The sequence below is a fragment of the Streptosporangium sp. NPDC023825 genome (assembly GCF_040639575.1).
Taxonomy (GTDB): domain Bacteria; phylum Actinomycetota; class Actinomycetes; order Streptosporangiales; family Streptosporangiaceae; genus Streptosporangium.
In genome coordinates this window covers 50025-65755 of record NZ_JBFAAE010000051.1, presented here as the reverse complement: position 1 = coordinate 65755, position 15731 = coordinate 50025, and the positions used below count along the sequence as shown (strand labels likewise).

Here is a 15731-nt window from a genome sequence, read left to right as displayed (position 1 = left end):
CAGACCGCGGGCGAGGTCTCGGCCTCGTACCGGGTGGGAGCGGCATGCGCCGCGTTCACGGGCAGCGCGGCGAGCACGCCGGCCATCAAAGCGGTGCACGTGAGCAAAGGCGTCAGGCGCATCGGTGGTCTCCACGATTGTCAGGTCGTCGGATGACGAGTGGTGAGGGAGGGATCGCTACAGGTCGACCGTCTCGGCACCTGGACCGGCTCCGGTGCCGGCCACGACGCGAGAAGCCGCCACCGTCGCGCGTTGCGATGCTCGCTGTGGTCTCACCGTTCCGGCCGAGGACGTCTTGGGAGTGCCGGGCAGGCGGGCGGGGACACGCCCGCCCGCCCGGGGCCTCAGCGGCGGGTGATGTCGGATTCGGAGTACAGGCAGTGCGTGCCGTCGGGGCCCTCACCGATCTTGCTGGGCTCGCTGCCCTTCGGCACGCCCTTGTAGCGCTCGCAGATGGTGGCGCTGCCGTAGACGGTGATCCGGCTGAAGCGCGCGGTGTCGCCCCAGTTGGAGTTGATGCCGGCCAGCACCTTGGTGGAGCGGGCGGTGACGCCGTCCAGCACGACGTGGCGCTGGTAGGAGGTGGAGCAGTTGCCGCAGGCCCGATACAGCTTGCCGGCGTTGTGCACCTGGAAGTTACGGATGGTCAGCTTGCCGGCGCCGTTGTGCTGGAAGACCTTGTCGGAGGCCGACCTGGCGCCTCCGCCGTCCACCAGGTAGGTGGCAGAAGAGCTGGAGCTGCGGAAGGTGGCGGCGTCCTCGCCCACGTCGTTCCACCACACGTTGCGGATGGTGCACGAGCCCTCGCAGTGGATGCCGTCGCCGGCCGGGGCGTCGAGGATGACGTTCTGGATGGTGCCGCCGTTGGCCACGACGAACATCGGGTCCTGGCTCTCGCCCTGGCCGCCGTCGCCGATGCCGTAGTAGCGCTTCATGCCGCCGTCGAAGAACGTGCCGGCGTTGCGGGTGGTGGTCTGGTGGACGCTGCCGGTGTCCGAGGGCCACGGACCGCTGCCGTCACCTCCGCCGGAGGTGGGCGTCACGGTCGGGGTGGGGGTGGGGTCCGGGTCGGGCGTGCCGCCCCCGCCGGCGGGCCGCAGCGTCCACTGCTTGGTGGCCGCCGAGTCGCAGGAGTTCTGCTGCAGCAGGGCGCCGGAGGAGGTGGAGTTGTCCTTGACGTTGAGGCACTTGCCGCCGTTGCCGTTGACCACCCGGTAGTTGGACCCCGAGGCGGTGAGCTGCCAGGTCTGCGAGGCGGCCGAGGTGCAGGATTCCTGCTGGACCGCCTTGCCGGCGCTGGTGGAGGCATCCCGCACCCCGAGGCACTTGCCGCTGTGCGCCGCCCTGATCTGGTAGCCGCCCCCTGAGGAGGTGAGCGTGAAGACCTGCCCGGCGGCGTCGGCGCAGGTGTTCTGGGCCAGCTGGACGCCCTCGCCGGTGCTCTGCCCGGGTACGGTGGCGCACAGGCCGCTGCCGGCGTTGGCCAGCGTGTAGTTGCCGTTGGAGGGGGCTGCCGAGGCGGGCGTGTTGAACGTGACCACCAGCCCGCCGGTGGTGATGACGCCGGCGGTGAGGATGACCGCCAGCCTCCTACCGAAATGCTCTTCTTTAAGCACGTTCAGCTCCATTTCTGCGATCTGTATGGGTTCAGGGCATGGCACAGCAGAGGTCGCGGGCCGCGACGGCCCTGGGGAGGTGCGTGAAAGTGAATCGGAGGAGCCCGCCGCCCTCAGATGGCCCGGCTCCGTGTCGGCAATCCCAGCAGGCTTGGGGCTGGTCGGAGAGGGAGTCGCAGTCGGCCGGCGCGTTCCGGAAAAGTCCGCCGGCACCCGCCCGGGGCGGCGGGGAAGGCCGGCCGCTTGCTTCGGATCACGATGAACCTCCTCGACATCATGTCCCCGAGCCCATCGGGGTCGCCCCGAGGTGGAGGGGGGTGCGAGCCGCGCTCCTCGGCACGCGGCACCGGCACCTTCCGCTCTTCAAGTTTTCAGGTCTGTCGAGAGGCCACCTGCTCACCGCCTCGATGCGTGCGCCGGTCGCACCACCTCGATGCGGCGGTCATGAGGACCGCCCGGAGACCCGCGTCTTCTAACAACCGGTTGCAGCCACATTCGCGTTACATGGCGGAAACGTCAATACATTCAGGTAAAACTGCAACCGCCGCCGCGGATTCTCCCTGGTCATGCCGCTATTCCTGCAACAATCGGTTGCAAAAATACAGGCGGGGAAGCTCGCATGTCACATGCGTCATGAAACTTTCACAGCCGCACCCCTGCCCGGCCGCTCGGCACGACGATGGCGCGTTCCCCCTTCCCGCCGCCTGCGACCTGGGGCGACGTGCCGTCCGCCGGCGAGGTCACCGCGCTGCGGGTGATCCCGTCTTCCTGCGGGCCCTTCCCCGTGCCTGCCGGCGCATGCTTAGCTTCACCCACCCTGGAAAGCGCTTACCTAAGCTCTGGAGACGAAGGATGCGCCTCAAAGCCGTCACCACCTGCGCCGGCCTGCTCGCCGGCGTGCTCGCCGCGCTGCCCGTGAACGCGGCGCATGCCGCTCCCACCCGGTACGAGGCCGAGACCTCGCCCGCGGTCTGCACCGGCACCATCGACTCCAACCACGCCGGCTACTCCGGCAGCGGCTTTTGCAACGCCACCAACGCCGTCGGCGCCCACGCCCAGTTCACCGTGAACGCCGCCACCGCCGGCACGGCGACCCTGGCGGTGCGCTTCGCCAACGGCACCACCGCCCGCCCGGCCAATCTGATCGTCAACGGCACCACCGCGCAGCCGGTGTCGTTCGAGGGCACCGGCACGTGGGCCACCTGGGCCACCAAGACCCTGACCATCACTGTGAACGCGGGCGCCAACACCATCCGGTTCACCCCCACCGGCAGCGCCGGCCTGCCCAACCTCGACCACCTCGACGTCGAGACCGGCGACCAGCCGCCGCCGGCGAACACGCTGTACGTCGCGACCAACGGCACGGACAACGCGGCCGGGACGGAATCGGCCCCGACGACGCTCACCTCCGCGATCACCCGCGTCGCTCCCGGCGGGACGATCTTCATGCGCGGCGGGCGCTACGACCTGTCGCAGACGGTCACCATCGCGCCGGGCAACAACGGCACCTCGGGCGCCCGCAAGAAGCTGTCCGCCCACCCGGGTGAGACGCCGGTGCTGAACTTCTCGGCCCAGAGCGAGGATCCGGCGAACCGCGGGCTCGCCGTGGGCGGCTCGTTCTGGCACATCTACGGCATCGTCGTCGAGCGCGCCGGCGACAACGGGATCCTCCTGGCCGGCAACGACAACATCATCGAGCGCACGGTGACACGCTTCAACCGCGACACCGGACTGCAGCTCTCCCGGCTGGTGGCCGGGGCACCCCGCGAGCAGTGGCCCTCCCGCAACCTCATCGTGAGCGTGGAGTCGCACGACAACGCCGACTCCGACGGCGAGGACGCCGACGGCTTCGCCGCCAAGCTCACCTCGGGCCCGGGCAACGTCTTCCGCTACGCGGTGGCCCACAACAACATCGACGACGGCTGGGACCTCTACACCAAGACCGACACGGGCCCGATCGGCGCGGTGACCGTCGAGGACTCCCTCGCCTACGGCAACGGGACCCTCAGCAACGGCGGCCAGGCCGGCAACGGTGACCGCAACGGCTACAAGCTCGGCGGCGAGGACATCGCGGTCAACCACGTCATCCAACGCAACATCGCGTACGGAAACGGCAAGCACGGGTTCACCTACAACCGCAATCCCGGCACGATGACGGTGTCGGAGAATGTCAGTGTCGGCAACGAGGAACGCAACTTCAACTTCGACGGCGGCTCTTCGGTGTTTCGCGACAACACCTCGTGCGACAGCGGATCCAACGACAGGATCATCGGCAACGCCGACGGCTCCAACCAGTTCTGGTCCGGCTCCAACGGCTCCCGCTGCTCCTCCTACACCGGCGCCCTGGGCTGGTCCTTCGCCACCGGCGGCCGCCTGGTCGTAACCTTCGGCGGCAGGCCGGTAACGCCGTAGCAGCCGCCTTCACCCGGCTGCCGCAGCCGGCCGAATTTCGCTTCGGTGGTGGTGCGGGCGGCGCGCGTCTCGGCGCGGTCCGCACCGGGGCGGGCGTCGGACGGCCGATCATCACGTGTCTCGCGGCGTCTGCTCTTGTTTCTTGGCGTCGAGCAGTTCGAGTTGCATCGTCCCCCGGAACGATTCCATCATCGCGCTGTGCATCGCGACCGGGCCTCGGCGGCCCAGTGGGGTGCGTTCCAGTGCTCGGCGACGGTGGCGGCCTGGGTGAAGTGGGCGGCGGCCTCGTCCATACGGCCGAGGAGGACGGCCAGTTCACCGAGGGTGTGGGCGACCGGGCGCAGCGCCAACGACAGGCTCTCGGCGCCCGCCGGAGGGCCGTTGCGATGAGGAAGCAGCGTCGCGTAGATCTCCTCGGCGGCACCGCGGTCGTTCAGGGAGACGATGGCCATCGCGCGCAGCGTTGTGAGGAAGGTGAAGAAGAAGTCGGGGCGGATCGGGCTGGGTGACGCGCGGACCTCGCGGGCTTCGGCGTCCAGGCCGTTGGCGTGCAGGGCGAGCGCGAGCAGGTCGGAGACCATGGGGCCAAGCACGGCGTGCAGGGCCCGAACGTCGTCCAGGTGCGCACCGAGCGTGCCCTCGTTCAGCCGGATCGTGGCCAGGGCGAGTTGGAGAAAGCCCGTGGCGTGCACCGACCCGATGCGCCGCATGCCCTCGTCAGCCTTGATGTAGAGGAGCTCGGCGTCGGCGAACCGGCCTTCGATGAGCGCCAGGCTCGCCAGCGTGATCTCGGCGACGGCGATCGCCTCGCGCATCCGGTAGGCACGCGCGAGTTCCAGGGCCTCGGTGATCACCTGGTGCATGGCCACCGGGTCATTGGCGGCGGCGGCGACGCCGGCATGGCTGAGCAGCCCCGTGACGCGGTAGACCGGCAGGTCGTGCTCGGTGCCGATCTCCACGAGCTCCCGGCAGAGTTCGGCGTCGCCGTGGACTTCGGCCAGGATCTCGAGTGCCGCGGCCCGCAACCGGGGTTCGGTGGCGAGGTCGAGTGCCTCCTGCGCCGCCTCCACGACCGTCGGGTCGTCCTCGCCGACCAGTTCGTGCGCGTACGCCGTCAGGAGCCGGGACCGCACCGAAGGAGGCAGGTCACGCTTCAGCAGGCGGCTCAGGCGGTCGACGACGGGCCGGTCCACCGTGCCGTACGTACGGGCCTGCCAGGCGGTCGGCTCCGTCCAGGCGGTGAACGCGGCGATCATCAGGTCGTCGCGGCCCAGGGACTCCGCGTACTCCACGGCTTCACGGCGCGTCTGGCGGGCGGCTGCGACGGCTCCCGCCCGGATCTGCGCGCGCAGCAGCCTGCCGAGCAGTTCGACCCGTTCGTCCGGTCCGGTTGAGTTGGTGACGGCGTCGGTGAGGAGGTCGGCCGCCACGTCGTGGGCGTAGCGGGCCTCGGCAAGCTCGGCGGCCCGGACGCAGTAGCCGACGGCCTTCGGTGAGCCGGCGCGCGCGTAGTGGTGGGCCAGCGCCGCGATGTCGTCGGTTCCTTCAAGGGCGGCGGCGATCCGGGCGTGCATCCGGGTGGCGCGCAATCTGCTGACGTCGGCGATGAGCGTGTCCCTGACGAGGGCGTGGACGAAGCGGATGAGACCTGGGCCGGGCTCGTCGAGGAGGCCGGCGATGACGCCCGCGTCCAGCGCGTCCATCACCCCGTCCTCGTCGGTGTCGGCGGCCTTGACGAGGACGTCCACCGAGCTTTCCCGGCCTGCGACCGCGGCCAGCCGGAGGACGGACACGCCTCCCTCGGGCAGGCGCGCGAGCCGGCGGCGAAGGACGTCCCGTACGCCTTCGGGGACCTCGGAGAGGGCGACCAGCGCGCCCTCGCCGTTCAGCAGCCGGGCGCTTTCGCGCACGTAGAACGGGTTGCCGCCGGTGCGCTCGGCGATCCCTGCGATGGTCTCCTCATCGGCCTCGCACTCGGTCCGTACGAGCTCCGCGACGGCCTCGGCGTCCAGCCCCGGCAGCGCCAGGCGCAGGGGCGTGGCGCGCGCGAGGGAGGCCAGCGTTTCGGTGAGGTGCCCGCTCTCGTCCGCGCGGTACGCGGCGGCGACCAGGATCGGGGCCCGCATGCCGAGGCCGCCGCCGAGCAGTTCCAGCGTGGCGGCGTCCGCCCAGTGCAGGTCGTCCAGCACGACGGCGACCGGGCGTTCCGCGGCGACCGCCGCGAGCCACTTCCACACGGCTCGGCGCAGGCGGAACCGTCCCGCGACGGCGTCGGCGTTCACCGGCCCGGTGTCGGTGAGCAGCGGCGCGAGGTCGTCCGCGAACTCGCCCGGGGACCTGGACGCGGCGACGGCTCTCAGCGCCTCGGCCCAGGCCCACGCGGGCGGCGCGCCGTCGGCCTCGGGGCAGCGGCCGGCGGCCACCAGCCACCCGTCACGTTCGAGCCGCCTGCCGAGGTGTTCCAGCAGCGCCGACTTGCCGAGCCCGGCCTCGCCGGTGACAAGGGCGATACGGGCTCCGTCGGTGGCAGCGCCGGTGGCGGCCGTGACCAGTGCCGACAGCTGCGCCTCGCGTCCGACGAACGGCGCCTCGACGACCCGAGCCGCCCCCGGGAGAGGGGCCACCTGCGGCAGCGGCACGGTCAGCGGGGGCGGGGGCGGGGGCGGGGGCGGGGGCACGGTCGCGCGCAGGACGTCCGTGCGCCGGGTGAGGATCGCCTCCTCCAGCGCCGTCAGGTCCGGGCCGGGGTCGAGCCCGAGCTCCTCGGCGAGGATGCCGCGGGCGCGGCGGAGCGTCGCCAGCGCGTCGGCTTGGCGGCCGCTGCTCCACAGTGCCAGGGCGTGCAGCCGCCAGCCTTCCTCGCGGAGGGGTTCGTCGCGGGTGAGCCGCTCGGCCTCGGGAACCACCGCGGCGGGGTCACCGGTTCGCAGACCCGCCGCGACGTGCAGCTCGGTGGCGACCAGGCGCAGCTCGTTCAGCCGGGCCGTCTCGGCGGCGGCCCACGGCTCGTCGGCGACCTCGGCGAACGCCGGTCCCTGCCACAGCCCCAGCGCCTCGGCGAGCCGAGCCTGCGCGGCGCGCGGGTCGGTGTCCGTACGCGCTCGGCCCAGCAAGCCCTCGAACCGCCACGCGTCCACCGCCTCCGGCGGCAGCCGCAGCGCGTAACCCGGCGCCGCGCTCACCAGCAGCCGGGCCGGCGTGCGCGGCGGACGTCCGGGCTCCAGCAACCGGCGCAGGTTGGACACGTACACCTGCAGGGACATCAGCGCCCGCGCGGGCGGCTCCCCGCGCCACAGATCCTCGATCATCCGGTCGACCGGCACGACCTGCCCGCGCGCCGCCACCAGCAACGCCAGCACGCCCCGCTGCCGCGGCCCGCCGAGGTGAACGGCCACACCGTCTACCTGCGCTGCGAACGCGCCCAGCACCCGGATGAAGACCATGATCTGCACATCGTATGTGGACGTTCCAAATCGGCTCCAAGCCCCCTCCAAATACCCGGGAGCAGCCTGAACACGTCGCAACCGACGAAGGGCGAAAACAGATGAGCGTCAACACCCAGGATATGGAGATCGTCCACCGCGTGCTCCGCCGTGAGTCACGGCTGCCGGCGGAGCTCGTCGTGGCCGTCGCCCCGGGTGACACCGCTCGCGCCAAGGGCTGGGCCTGCACAACCGTCACGAGGGCGAGGACGAGCTGCTGTGGCCGCCGCCGCTTTCCCGAGTGGACCTGGAGGCCGACATCGTCCTGCGCGTGCGGGCCCAGCACGAACGCATCGCGGCCACCCTGAGCAGGCTGGACGCCGCGGTCCCCGCCTGGGAGGCCACCGCGGGCGCCGACGAACGCGACACCCTGGTGGCCGCTACGCCCGCCACATCCGCCGTGTCCGCGGCTGAACCCCGCCCAGCCTGAACCTCGAAGGAGAACAACCATGTCGCAGAAGAAGCTCAACACCGTCCTGGCCACCGCCGTCGTCCTGTTCACCCTCTACCTGGGGTTGTCCTTCGTGCTGCCCCTCGAGCCGTCCTTCCCGGGCCTGCCGAACTGGCCCTCTGGCGACAGCGGCTTTCCTGTCGTGAAGGCCAGCCGCGAAATCGCGATGGGCCTGGCCATGGGCATCCTGCTGGTGACGGGCCACCGCCGCGCCCTGGGCTGGGTCCTGCTGACGGTGGCCGTCGCCCCGTTCGGCGACATGGTCAACGTCCTGGCCCACCACGGCTCCACGGCCGCCGCGTTCGGCATCCACGGCCTGACCTCGGCGCTGATCGCGGTCACGGGGTTGCTGATCCTCCGCGAGACCAGCAAGGCGCGCAGGGCCCAAGAGACCGCCACCCCAGCGCCCGCCGCGCAGCCCGCCTGACGCCCCCGCAGTGCGGCCCGGTGTTCCGGGTGACCGCCGAGTCCGATCCCGAGCTGTTCTGGGCGCTGCGCGGCGGTGGCGGGGACTTCGCGGTGGTGACCGCCCTCGAACTCGAGCCGTATCCCGCGTCAGCCCCGTACGGCGGGCGCGTGATCTGGCCGGAGCACCGGAGCAGGGAGGTGTACGACGCGTTCCTGGAGATCACCGCCGAGGCGCCGCGTGAACTCAGCGTCTGGATCAACCGGCTCCAGCCCCCCGGCGCGCCGCCGATGGTCACGCTGGATCTGGCCTACCTGGGCGCGGCGGCTCAGGGAGAGGGCCTGCTGGTGCGCATCGACAGGATCGAGGGTGCGATCTCCGACAACCGCGGCGTCGTCCCGGTTGCCGACCTGGGCGCCATCGCCGCCGAGCCCACCGATCCGGTCCCGTCCATCACCCGTGCGGAGCTGCTCACCGGTCTGGACGCGGACGCGGTGGAGCTCCTGCTGGCCAAGCCGGTCGAACCGCTCATCAACCTGCAGATCAGGCACCTGGGCGGAGCACTCGCCGAGGCGGGCGGCGGGGCCGGTGCGAGCGGCGCGGTGGCTGAGCCGTACCTGCTCGGCCTGCTGGGTCTCGGCCTGCCGCACGCGGCCGACGCGACGCGCGCCAGGCAGGCCGAGGTCGTGGCCGACCTGAAGGCCCGCATCAGCGGCCGCAAGCCGTACACCGTGCTGTCCCCCGGTGACACGGCTGCGAAGTCCTTCTCCGGCGGCACGCTCGCGCGGCTGCGGGAGATCAAGCGGGCCCGTGACCCGCACAACGTGTTCCGCGCGAACTACCCGGTGCTCGGACAGACCGGTTCCCCGCCGCTCGGAAAGACCCACCGCTGCGAGTAGCCCAACCAGTTCTCGCACAGCCGGCGCACCCGCCCCAGGCCCGGCGGCACGGTCAATACCGGAGTGGTCACGGTCGCGGCCGGTTCCGCTGGTTTCCTCCGGAGGCCCGGCGGTCGCCGGGCGGGGGTGCGGGGTGGTCCTCAGACGCTCCTTGAAGGACGGTTGTGATGCCGGCCAGGATGAGATCGACGCCGACCAGGAACTGCGTGCGGTCGTCGTGCTCGGGCAGTCGTGTCGCCAGCCGGCGCATGATCGGGTACTTGTCGGGGTCGAGTCGCGCCCACCGTGCGGCGATGTCCTCGAGTGCGGCCGACCGGTCGTGCGGGTGGAGGCGGGCGCGAGCGGCGTTCTGCCCGGCGACGCCGAGGATGTAGTTCCCGAGCGCGGATCCGCAGTCGAACTGTGCTCGCTGGGGGACGCCAAGCGCCTGGAGGTGCCTGCCGAGGCTTTCGGCGATCTGCAGGAACGCGGGCTGCCACGGCTCGCGCGAGAGCTGAGAGCCCGCCCAGGGGTGGGAGTCGGTCGCGTCGAACACTGCGAGGGCGGTGGCCCGGATCGCCTCCCGCGGGTCGGCGACGCCGACCACGTCGGTCATGGCACCGGCGATGACGTCGTCGGTGGCCGCAGCGAGCAGTTCGTTCATGTTGGCGACGTGGTGATAGATCGCCCCGGTCCCTGTCGCCAGGCGGGCCGTGAGCGCGCGGATGGTCAGGACGCTCTCGCCGCCGACGTCGAGGATCTCGATGGCCGCCTCGACGATCCGCTTCCTCGACAGTGCGTCCGCGCGCCGTTCCCCTCGTCTCGTCCTGGTCGCCATGAACTCCATCATGCCACCGTTTGGAGCACCGCTCCAACATGGATATGTTGGAGCGGCGCTCCAAACGAGTTCGAGAGGAACATGATGACGACACCAGTCACGATCATCGGTGCGGGCCTCGGTGGCCTCACCCTCGCCCGCGTTCTGCACGTCCACGGCATCCCCGCGACGGTCTATGAGGCCGATTCCTCCGCGCGGGCCCGCACACAGGGCGGTCAGCTCGACATCCACGACTACAACGGGCAGCTCGCGCTTGAGGCGGCCGGCCTGATGGAGGAGTTCCGCGCGATCATCCATGAGGGCGGCGCGGCTTCACGCGTGCTCGACTCCCGCGGAACGGTGCTGGCCGAAACACCCGACGACGGCACGCACGGGCGTCCGGAGGTGCTCCGCGGCGACCTACGCCGGATTCTGCTCGACTCCCTGCCCGCCGAGACCGTCCGGTGGGGACGAAAGGTCACCGGTGCCCGGTCCCTGGGCGACGGCCTGCATGAGGTGACCTTCGCCGAGGGACCGGCCGTGACCACCGGCCTCCTGGTCGGCGCCGACGGCGCCTGGTCGAGGATCAGGCCGCTGCTGTCCGATGCCAGGCCCCGCTACACCGGCACCTCCTCCATCGAGACCTTCCTGTACGACGCCGACGAGCGGCACCCGGCCGCGGCCGAGGCGGTCGGCGGCGGCGCGATGTACGCCCTGTCTCCCGGAAAGGGGATCATCGCGCACCGCGAGGCGGGCAACATCCTGCACGCGTACTTCGAGCTGCACTGCCCTGAGGAGTGGGTGGCCGACATCGACCTCACCGACGCCGCCGCCGCGACCGCCCAGGTCGCGGCCGAGCTGCGGGGATGGGCGCCGGAGCTCACCGCTCTGATCACCGACAGCGACACCGCACCGATCCCGCGCCCGGTCCACACCCTCCCCGACGGGCACCGATGGGACCGCACCCCCGGCGTGACACTCCTCGGCGACGCCGCACACCTGATGCCGCCGTCCGGCGAGGGCGCGAACCTGGCGATGCTCGACGGCGCCGAGCTCGCCGAGGCGATCGCCGCCAACCCCGGCGACATCGAAGCGGCACTCACCACCTACGAACAGCGTCTCTTCCCGCGCAGCGACGCCGCATACGCCGATGCGAACGAGACCGTCGCCCTCTTCCTCGGTGACCGGACACCGTTCGAACTCGTCGGCCTCCTCACCGCCGCCCTCGACGCGCCACACGAGGAGCCCGCGCGATCCTGATACGCCTCACCGGCGATCCCGTGCGATCGCCGCCGGGGAACGTGACCCACGGCAGCCTTTGTCAAGCAGTCTCGCGTCATGTGCGCGGCCCCAGGAACAGGCCGCCGCTGGCGTCGATGACTTGACCGGTGATCCAGCGGGCGGTGTCGGAGGCGAGGAACGCGACCACGTCGGCGATGTCGTCGGCGCCGCCGAGGCGGTCGAGCGCCGTCGATCCGGCGATGAAGGCGGTCAGGCCGGGTGCTTCGAAGACGGCAGCGTTGGCGGGCGTCCGGGTGGCGCCGGGGGCGACGGCGTTCACGGTGATTCCCCGGACTCCGAGTTCGTTGGCCAGGGTCAGGCTCATCGTCTCGATCGCGCCTTTGGTCATGGCGAAGGACGTCTGGGCGGGGTTGGCCATCCGGGTGGCGACGGAGGAGATCGTGACGATGCGCCCGCCATCGCGCAGCAGCGGCAGCGCCCGCTGGATGATGAAGTACGGTGCCCGCACGTTCACCGCGAACAGGTGGTCGAACTCGGCCCGCGTCGTGACGCCGAGCGGCCCGGCGGGCTGTGCGGCCGCGTTGTTGACCAGGATGTCGAGGGGCCGTCCGGCCAGGCCCGCCTCGATGCCCGCGAAGAGCTGGTCGACGTCGCCGTCCACGCCCAGTTCCGCCCGGACGGCGAGGGCGGCGCCGCCGCCGCGTTCGATCTCGCCGACTGTCGCCGCCGCGCCGTCTGCGTCCCTGCCGTAGTGCACGATCACCATCGCTCCTGCGGCCGCCAGCCGGGTCGCGATCGCGGCGCCGATGCCGCGCGAGGCTCCGGTCACCAGGGCTGTCCTGCCGGTCAGATCGCACATGTCCACCACTCCCCGATGTTAGGAACTACCTATTTGGTAGTAACTATCACAATGGTAGTGTCTACCACATGAATGTGCAGCCCTCAACCCTGCGAGCGCGACGACGAGCCCAGACGCAGCGCACCATCCAGGCGCACGCGATCAGGCTGTTCAGCGAACGCGGCTACGACACCACGACCATGAACGACGTCGCCGAGGCGGCCGGCGTCTCGCCCATGACCGTCTACCGGCACTTCCCCACCAAGGAAGATCTCGTCCTGGTCGACCAGCACGGTGAGCTCATCGCCGAGCTGATCGCCGCCTCACCCGGCGACCAGCCCCTGGTCCGCCGCATCGGCGGCGCGCTCGTCGACGCCGCCGCCGCCCTGACCGGCGACGACCCGGCGGCCGACCGGCAGTTCCTGCTCACCCGCCTGCAGCTCATGATCTCGGCACCCGCCCTGCGGGCCAGACACCTGGACAACCAGTACGCCCTCCAGCAGGCCATCACCAAAGCCCTCGGCGACGACACCGCCGATCCCGACGCGGCGTTCCAGGCCCAGGCGGCGGCCAGCGCCTGCCTGGCCGCCCTGCACACGGCGATGGTGCGCTGGGCCGAGGACGACGGGCGACCCGACCTGCCCCACCTGATCGGCCAAGCCCTCGCCGCCGTCTTCGGCGACGACGTCATCGGCCCCGCACGATGACCAGGACTTTCCCGGCCCGCTACCGAGGGCCGGCCACCCGCGCCCCGGTAGCGCCTGACCGCCGACGACACCTTCGACGCGGGCCTGTCCCGCATCATCGGGAGCCGCTGATCGGCCCGCAGCTGTACAGGCAGGCAGGGGCCCCGGACCCGCTGTCGATCCGAGGTTTCTGAGCTGAGCCCGCGGTTCGCAGCTTTGATCACCGTCACGGCGTGTGAGGCACGCGGAGGGCCAAAGCCGGAGTGCCGATGGCCATGCCTGCCCCGAGCCACCGTCCGTCGATCCGGCCACGGTGATCGCAGACGCGGCGGCGTTCAGCGCGTGATCGCCCAGTCCGGCACCCAGGTCCCGGGGGCGCCGTGGCCGGCCGCCGTGGCGGCGAGGTGATCGCGCAGGGTGGCCAGAGCGGGGTGGGGGTTGCCGCGGTGCCACAGGAGCGAGTGCGGGTAGACCGGCGTGGGGCCGGTCACCGGGATACGGCGCAGGCCGTGGCCGGCGGGCCAGACCAGGCGGGTCTGCTCGCCCATGAAGGTGGCCAGGGCCGGGGTGTCGGCGACGGTGTCCAGGAGCGCGTCGGAGCCGAAGTTGGGGCCGGTCGCCTCGATGGTGAGGCCGAACTCGGCGACGAGATCGTCGTAGTAGGCAGCCCATTCGGTGCCGGGGACGATGCCGGGCATCCAGATCCGGTGCCCGGCGAGCTGGGCGACGGTCACCGACCGGGCGCCGGCCAGCGCGTGGGCGGGCCCGGTGAGGAGCTGGAGCGCCTCGTCGAGCACCCGGACGGACTCGACGTCCTCGGGAAGGGGCCGGCCGGGCGCGGCGACGGCGCGGAAGGAGGCGTCGATCGCACCGGACCGGATGGCGGTGACGGCCGTCTCGATGTCGAACAGCATCACCACGTCGAGCTCGATCTCGGGGTGCGCGCGGTGAAAGCCGCGCATCAGGCCCGACTGCGCGCTGCGTGAGGTGATCACGTCGACGCGCAGCGGGCGGCTGCCGGCGCGCACGGACGCGACCGCGCGCTCGGCGGCCCGGAGCAGTTCGCGGGCGTGGGGCAGGAACGCCTGCCCGTCGATGGTGAGCTCGGCGCCGCGCGGGGTGCGGGTGAACAGCCGTACCCCGAGGTCGCGCTCCAGCGCGGCGATGCGCTTGGAGACGGCCTGCTGGGTGACCGCCAGCTCGGCGGCGGCCTCCTGGAACCGCCCCGCGCCGGCGGCGACGACGAACGTGCGCACAGCATCGAGATCCACACCAACCGACCTTAGTGAACAACTCACAGTTGTGCACTTTCGGTCATCCGGTTGTTTGACCCGTGTGTCAGCTGCGCGCTTTGATCTCTCGAATCAACGGATGGTTGTTTCCTGGAGATATCGGGGTGCGCGTTGGGAAGGTCCTTGGGGCGGCGGTTCAGGTGGTTCTGGGCCGCGTATGCGGTCAGCACGTTCGGCACATGGCTCGCGTTCGACGCGTTCGCCCTGATCGCGATTCTCGTTCTGGACGCAGGGCCTGCCGAGGTGTCGACGCTGGCCGCCGCGGGACTCGCGATCGGGGCGGTGGTCGCGGTGCCGCTCGGGCCGTGGGTGGAGTTCCGGCGTAAACGGCCGGTGATGATCGCGATGGACCTGATCCGGTTCGCGGCGCTGATGAGCGTTCCCGCCGCCTACGCGCTCGGCCGGCTGAGCTTCGCTCAGCTCCTGGTTGTGGCGGTCGTCGTCGGCGCGGCCGACATCGCCTTCACCGCTGCGAGCGGAGCATCTCTGAAGGCGCTCGTGCGGCCGGAGGACCTGCTCGTTGCGAACGGGCGGTTCGAGGCCACGGCCTGGACCGCCACCGCACTCGGGCCGCCGCTCGGCACCGCCGCGATCGGGCTGGTGGGCCCGGTGACGGGCGTGGCGGCCAACGCGGTCAGCTTCCTCCTCTCGGCCGCGGGAATCCGCGCCATCAGCGGGCGGGAACCCCGTCCCGCGCGAACCGCCACACCGCCCCGGCCCAGAGCCGGCGACCTGCTGGAGGGATGGCGGTACATCCTCGCCGGCCCGGCACTGCGCCCGTTGTTCTTCAACACCGTCCTGGTCAACGGCCTGATCCTGGCAGCCTCACCGTTGCTCGCCGTCCTCATGCTCGGCGACCTCGGGTTCGCGCCCTGGCAGTACGGCCTCGCCTTCGGCGTCCCCTGCATCGGCGGCCTCATCGGCTCGCGACTGGTCCGCCCGCTCCTCGCACGGTATGGACAACACAAGGTCATGCTCACCGCCGGGACGCTGCGCGCGTGCTGGCCACTCGGATTGGCCTTCATCCACCCCGGCCCCACCGGGCTCATCCTCGTCATCGCCGTCGAACTCGGGCTGATCACCTGCATGGGCGTGTTCAACCCGGTGTTCGCCACCTACCGGCTCCAACGGCTCCCGTCGGACCGGATCGCCCGCACGCTGTCCGCCTGGTCGATCACCGGTAAAGCCACCGTCGCGGCCATGACCGGCGTGTGGGGCCTGCTGGCCGGCCTCACCAGTCCCCGCACCGCGATCGCGATCGCCGGTCTCCTCCTCCTGGCGACCTCGCTCCTCCTCCCTCGGCACGACCGCACGCCCCAGCACAAGAACGCCGACCAGGCGCCACCGGAAAGGCGAACACTCGCAGGAGCACCACCCCCGCACTCGACCCCGCACACACCGCCCTGCTCGTCATGGACTATCAGCCCGCGAGCCTCGCGCTGCTACCCGAAAGCGACGGTGAAGCCCTGCTGGGATGCCGGCGAAGGTGTCAGCGTCCGGCTGGGACGCCGGCAGAACCGACCATGAGTCGACCTTGAAGCGGTAGCGAGGTCCGGCCGGGTGGCCCGGGGGGAGTTCGCCCCTGGGCCACCCGGCCCGATTCCCGGTAGA

12 protein-coding genes are annotated in these 15731 nt (G+C 71.4%); 7 read left to right on the top strand and 5 right to left on the bottom strand.

The window, feature by feature from the left end; genetic code table 11:
- Nucleotides 1–344 precede the first annotated feature (344 nt).
- The gene (locus AB0G15_RS32480; RefSeq protein WP_362847098.1) at nucleotides 345–1616 is read right to left on the bottom strand and encodes a pectate lyase; all 1272 of its coding nucleotides are present in this window, start codon (nucleotides 1614–1616) and stop codon (nucleotides 345–347) included.
- Nucleotides 1617–2468: 852 nt separating this feature from the next.
- Here AB0G15_RS32480 and AB0G15_RS32475 point away from each other — a divergent pair.
- Nucleotides 2469–4028, top strand: coding sequence for a CBM35 domain-containing protein (locus AB0G15_RS32475; protein ID WP_362847096.1), 1560 nt, complete (start codon nucleotides 2469–2471; stop codon nucleotides 4026–4028).
- Between the two features lie 188 nt (nucleotides 4029–4216).
- Here the strand turns inward: AB0G15_RS32475 and AB0G15_RS32470 are convergent, their stop codons facing one another.
- Nucleotides 4217–7471: a BTAD domain-containing putative transcriptional regulator gene (locus AB0G15_RS32470; protein WP_362847094.1), complete on the bottom strand. Its 3255-nt coding sequence runs from the start codon at nucleotides 7469–7471 to the stop codon at nucleotides 4217–4219.
- 280 nt (nucleotides 7472–7751) lie between these two features.
- Between AB0G15_RS32470 and AB0G15_RS32465 the strand changes: the two genes are divergently transcribed.
- From AB0G15_RS32465 to AB0G15_RS32455, 3 genes are read left to right on the top strand one after another with little or no spacing between them, the layout of a single operon-like run.
- Nucleotides 7752–7940, top strand: coding sequence for a hypothetical protein (locus AB0G15_RS32465; protein ID WP_362847092.1), 189 nt, complete (start codon nucleotides 7752–7754; stop codon nucleotides 7938–7940).
- A gap of 19 nt (nucleotides 7941–7959) precedes the next feature.
- The gene (locus AB0G15_RS32460) at nucleotides 7960–8388 is read left to right on the top strand and encodes a DUF4267 domain-containing protein (protein ID WP_362847090.1); all 429 of its coding nucleotides are present in this window, start codon (nucleotides 7960–7962) and stop codon (nucleotides 8386–8388) included.
- Nucleotides 8389–8417: 29 nt separating this feature from the next.
- The gene (locus tag AB0G15_RS32455) at nucleotides 8418–9266 is read left to right on the top strand and encodes a BBE domain-containing protein (RefSeq protein ID WP_362847088.1); all 849 of its coding nucleotides are present in this window, start codon (nucleotides 8418–8420) and stop codon (nucleotides 9264–9266) included.
- Between the two features lie 67 nt (nucleotides 9267–9333).
- Here the strand turns inward: AB0G15_RS32455 and AB0G15_RS32450 are convergent, their stop codons facing one another.
- A complete protein-coding gene (locus AB0G15_RS32450; RefSeq protein ID WP_362847086.1) occupies nucleotides 9334–10083 on the bottom strand; it encodes a TetR/AcrR family transcriptional regulator C-terminal domain-containing protein in 750 nt (249 codons plus the stop codon).
- Between the two features lie 81 nt (nucleotides 10084–10164).
- On the opposite strand from AB0G15_RS32450, the gene AB0G15_RS32445 reads away from it, so the two are divergent.
- Nucleotides 10165–11322, top strand: a complete 1158-nt coding sequence (locus AB0G15_RS32445; protein WP_362847084.1) for an NAD(P)/FAD-dependent oxidoreductase — start codon at nucleotides 10165–10167, stop codon at nucleotides 11320–11322.
- A gap of 76 nt (nucleotides 11323–11398) precedes the next feature.
- Here AB0G15_RS32445 and AB0G15_RS32440 read toward each other — a convergent pair whose 3' ends face one another.
- Nucleotides 11399–12163 (bottom strand): SDR family oxidoreductase, encoded by a 765-nt coding sequence (locus AB0G15_RS32440; RefSeq protein WP_362847082.1) that lies wholly within the window; start codon nucleotides 12161–12163, stop codon nucleotides 11399–11401.
- A 68-nt stretch (nucleotides 12164–12231) separates the two neighbouring features.
- On the opposite strand from AB0G15_RS32440, the gene AB0G15_RS32435 reads away from it, so the two are divergent.
- Entirely contained in the window at nucleotides 12232–12849 is a 618-nt protein-coding gene (locus AB0G15_RS32435; protein WP_362847080.1) for a helix-turn-helix domain-containing protein, read from the top strand.
- Nucleotides 12850–13163: 314 nt separating this feature from the next.
- Here AB0G15_RS32435 and AB0G15_RS32430 read toward each other — a convergent pair whose 3' ends face one another.
- The gene (locus tag AB0G15_RS32430) at nucleotides 13164–14099 is read right to left on the bottom strand and encodes a LysR family transcriptional regulator (protein WP_362847078.1); all 936 of its coding nucleotides are present in this window, start codon (nucleotides 14097–14099) and stop codon (nucleotides 13164–13166) included.
- Nucleotides 14100–14243: 144 nt separating this feature from the next.
- Between AB0G15_RS32430 and AB0G15_RS32425 the strand changes: the two genes are divergently transcribed.
- Entirely contained in the window at nucleotides 14244–15647 is a 1404-nt protein-coding gene (locus AB0G15_RS32425) for an MFS transporter (RefSeq protein ID WP_362847076.1), read from the top strand.
- Nucleotides 15648–15731: the final 84 nt, after the last annotated feature.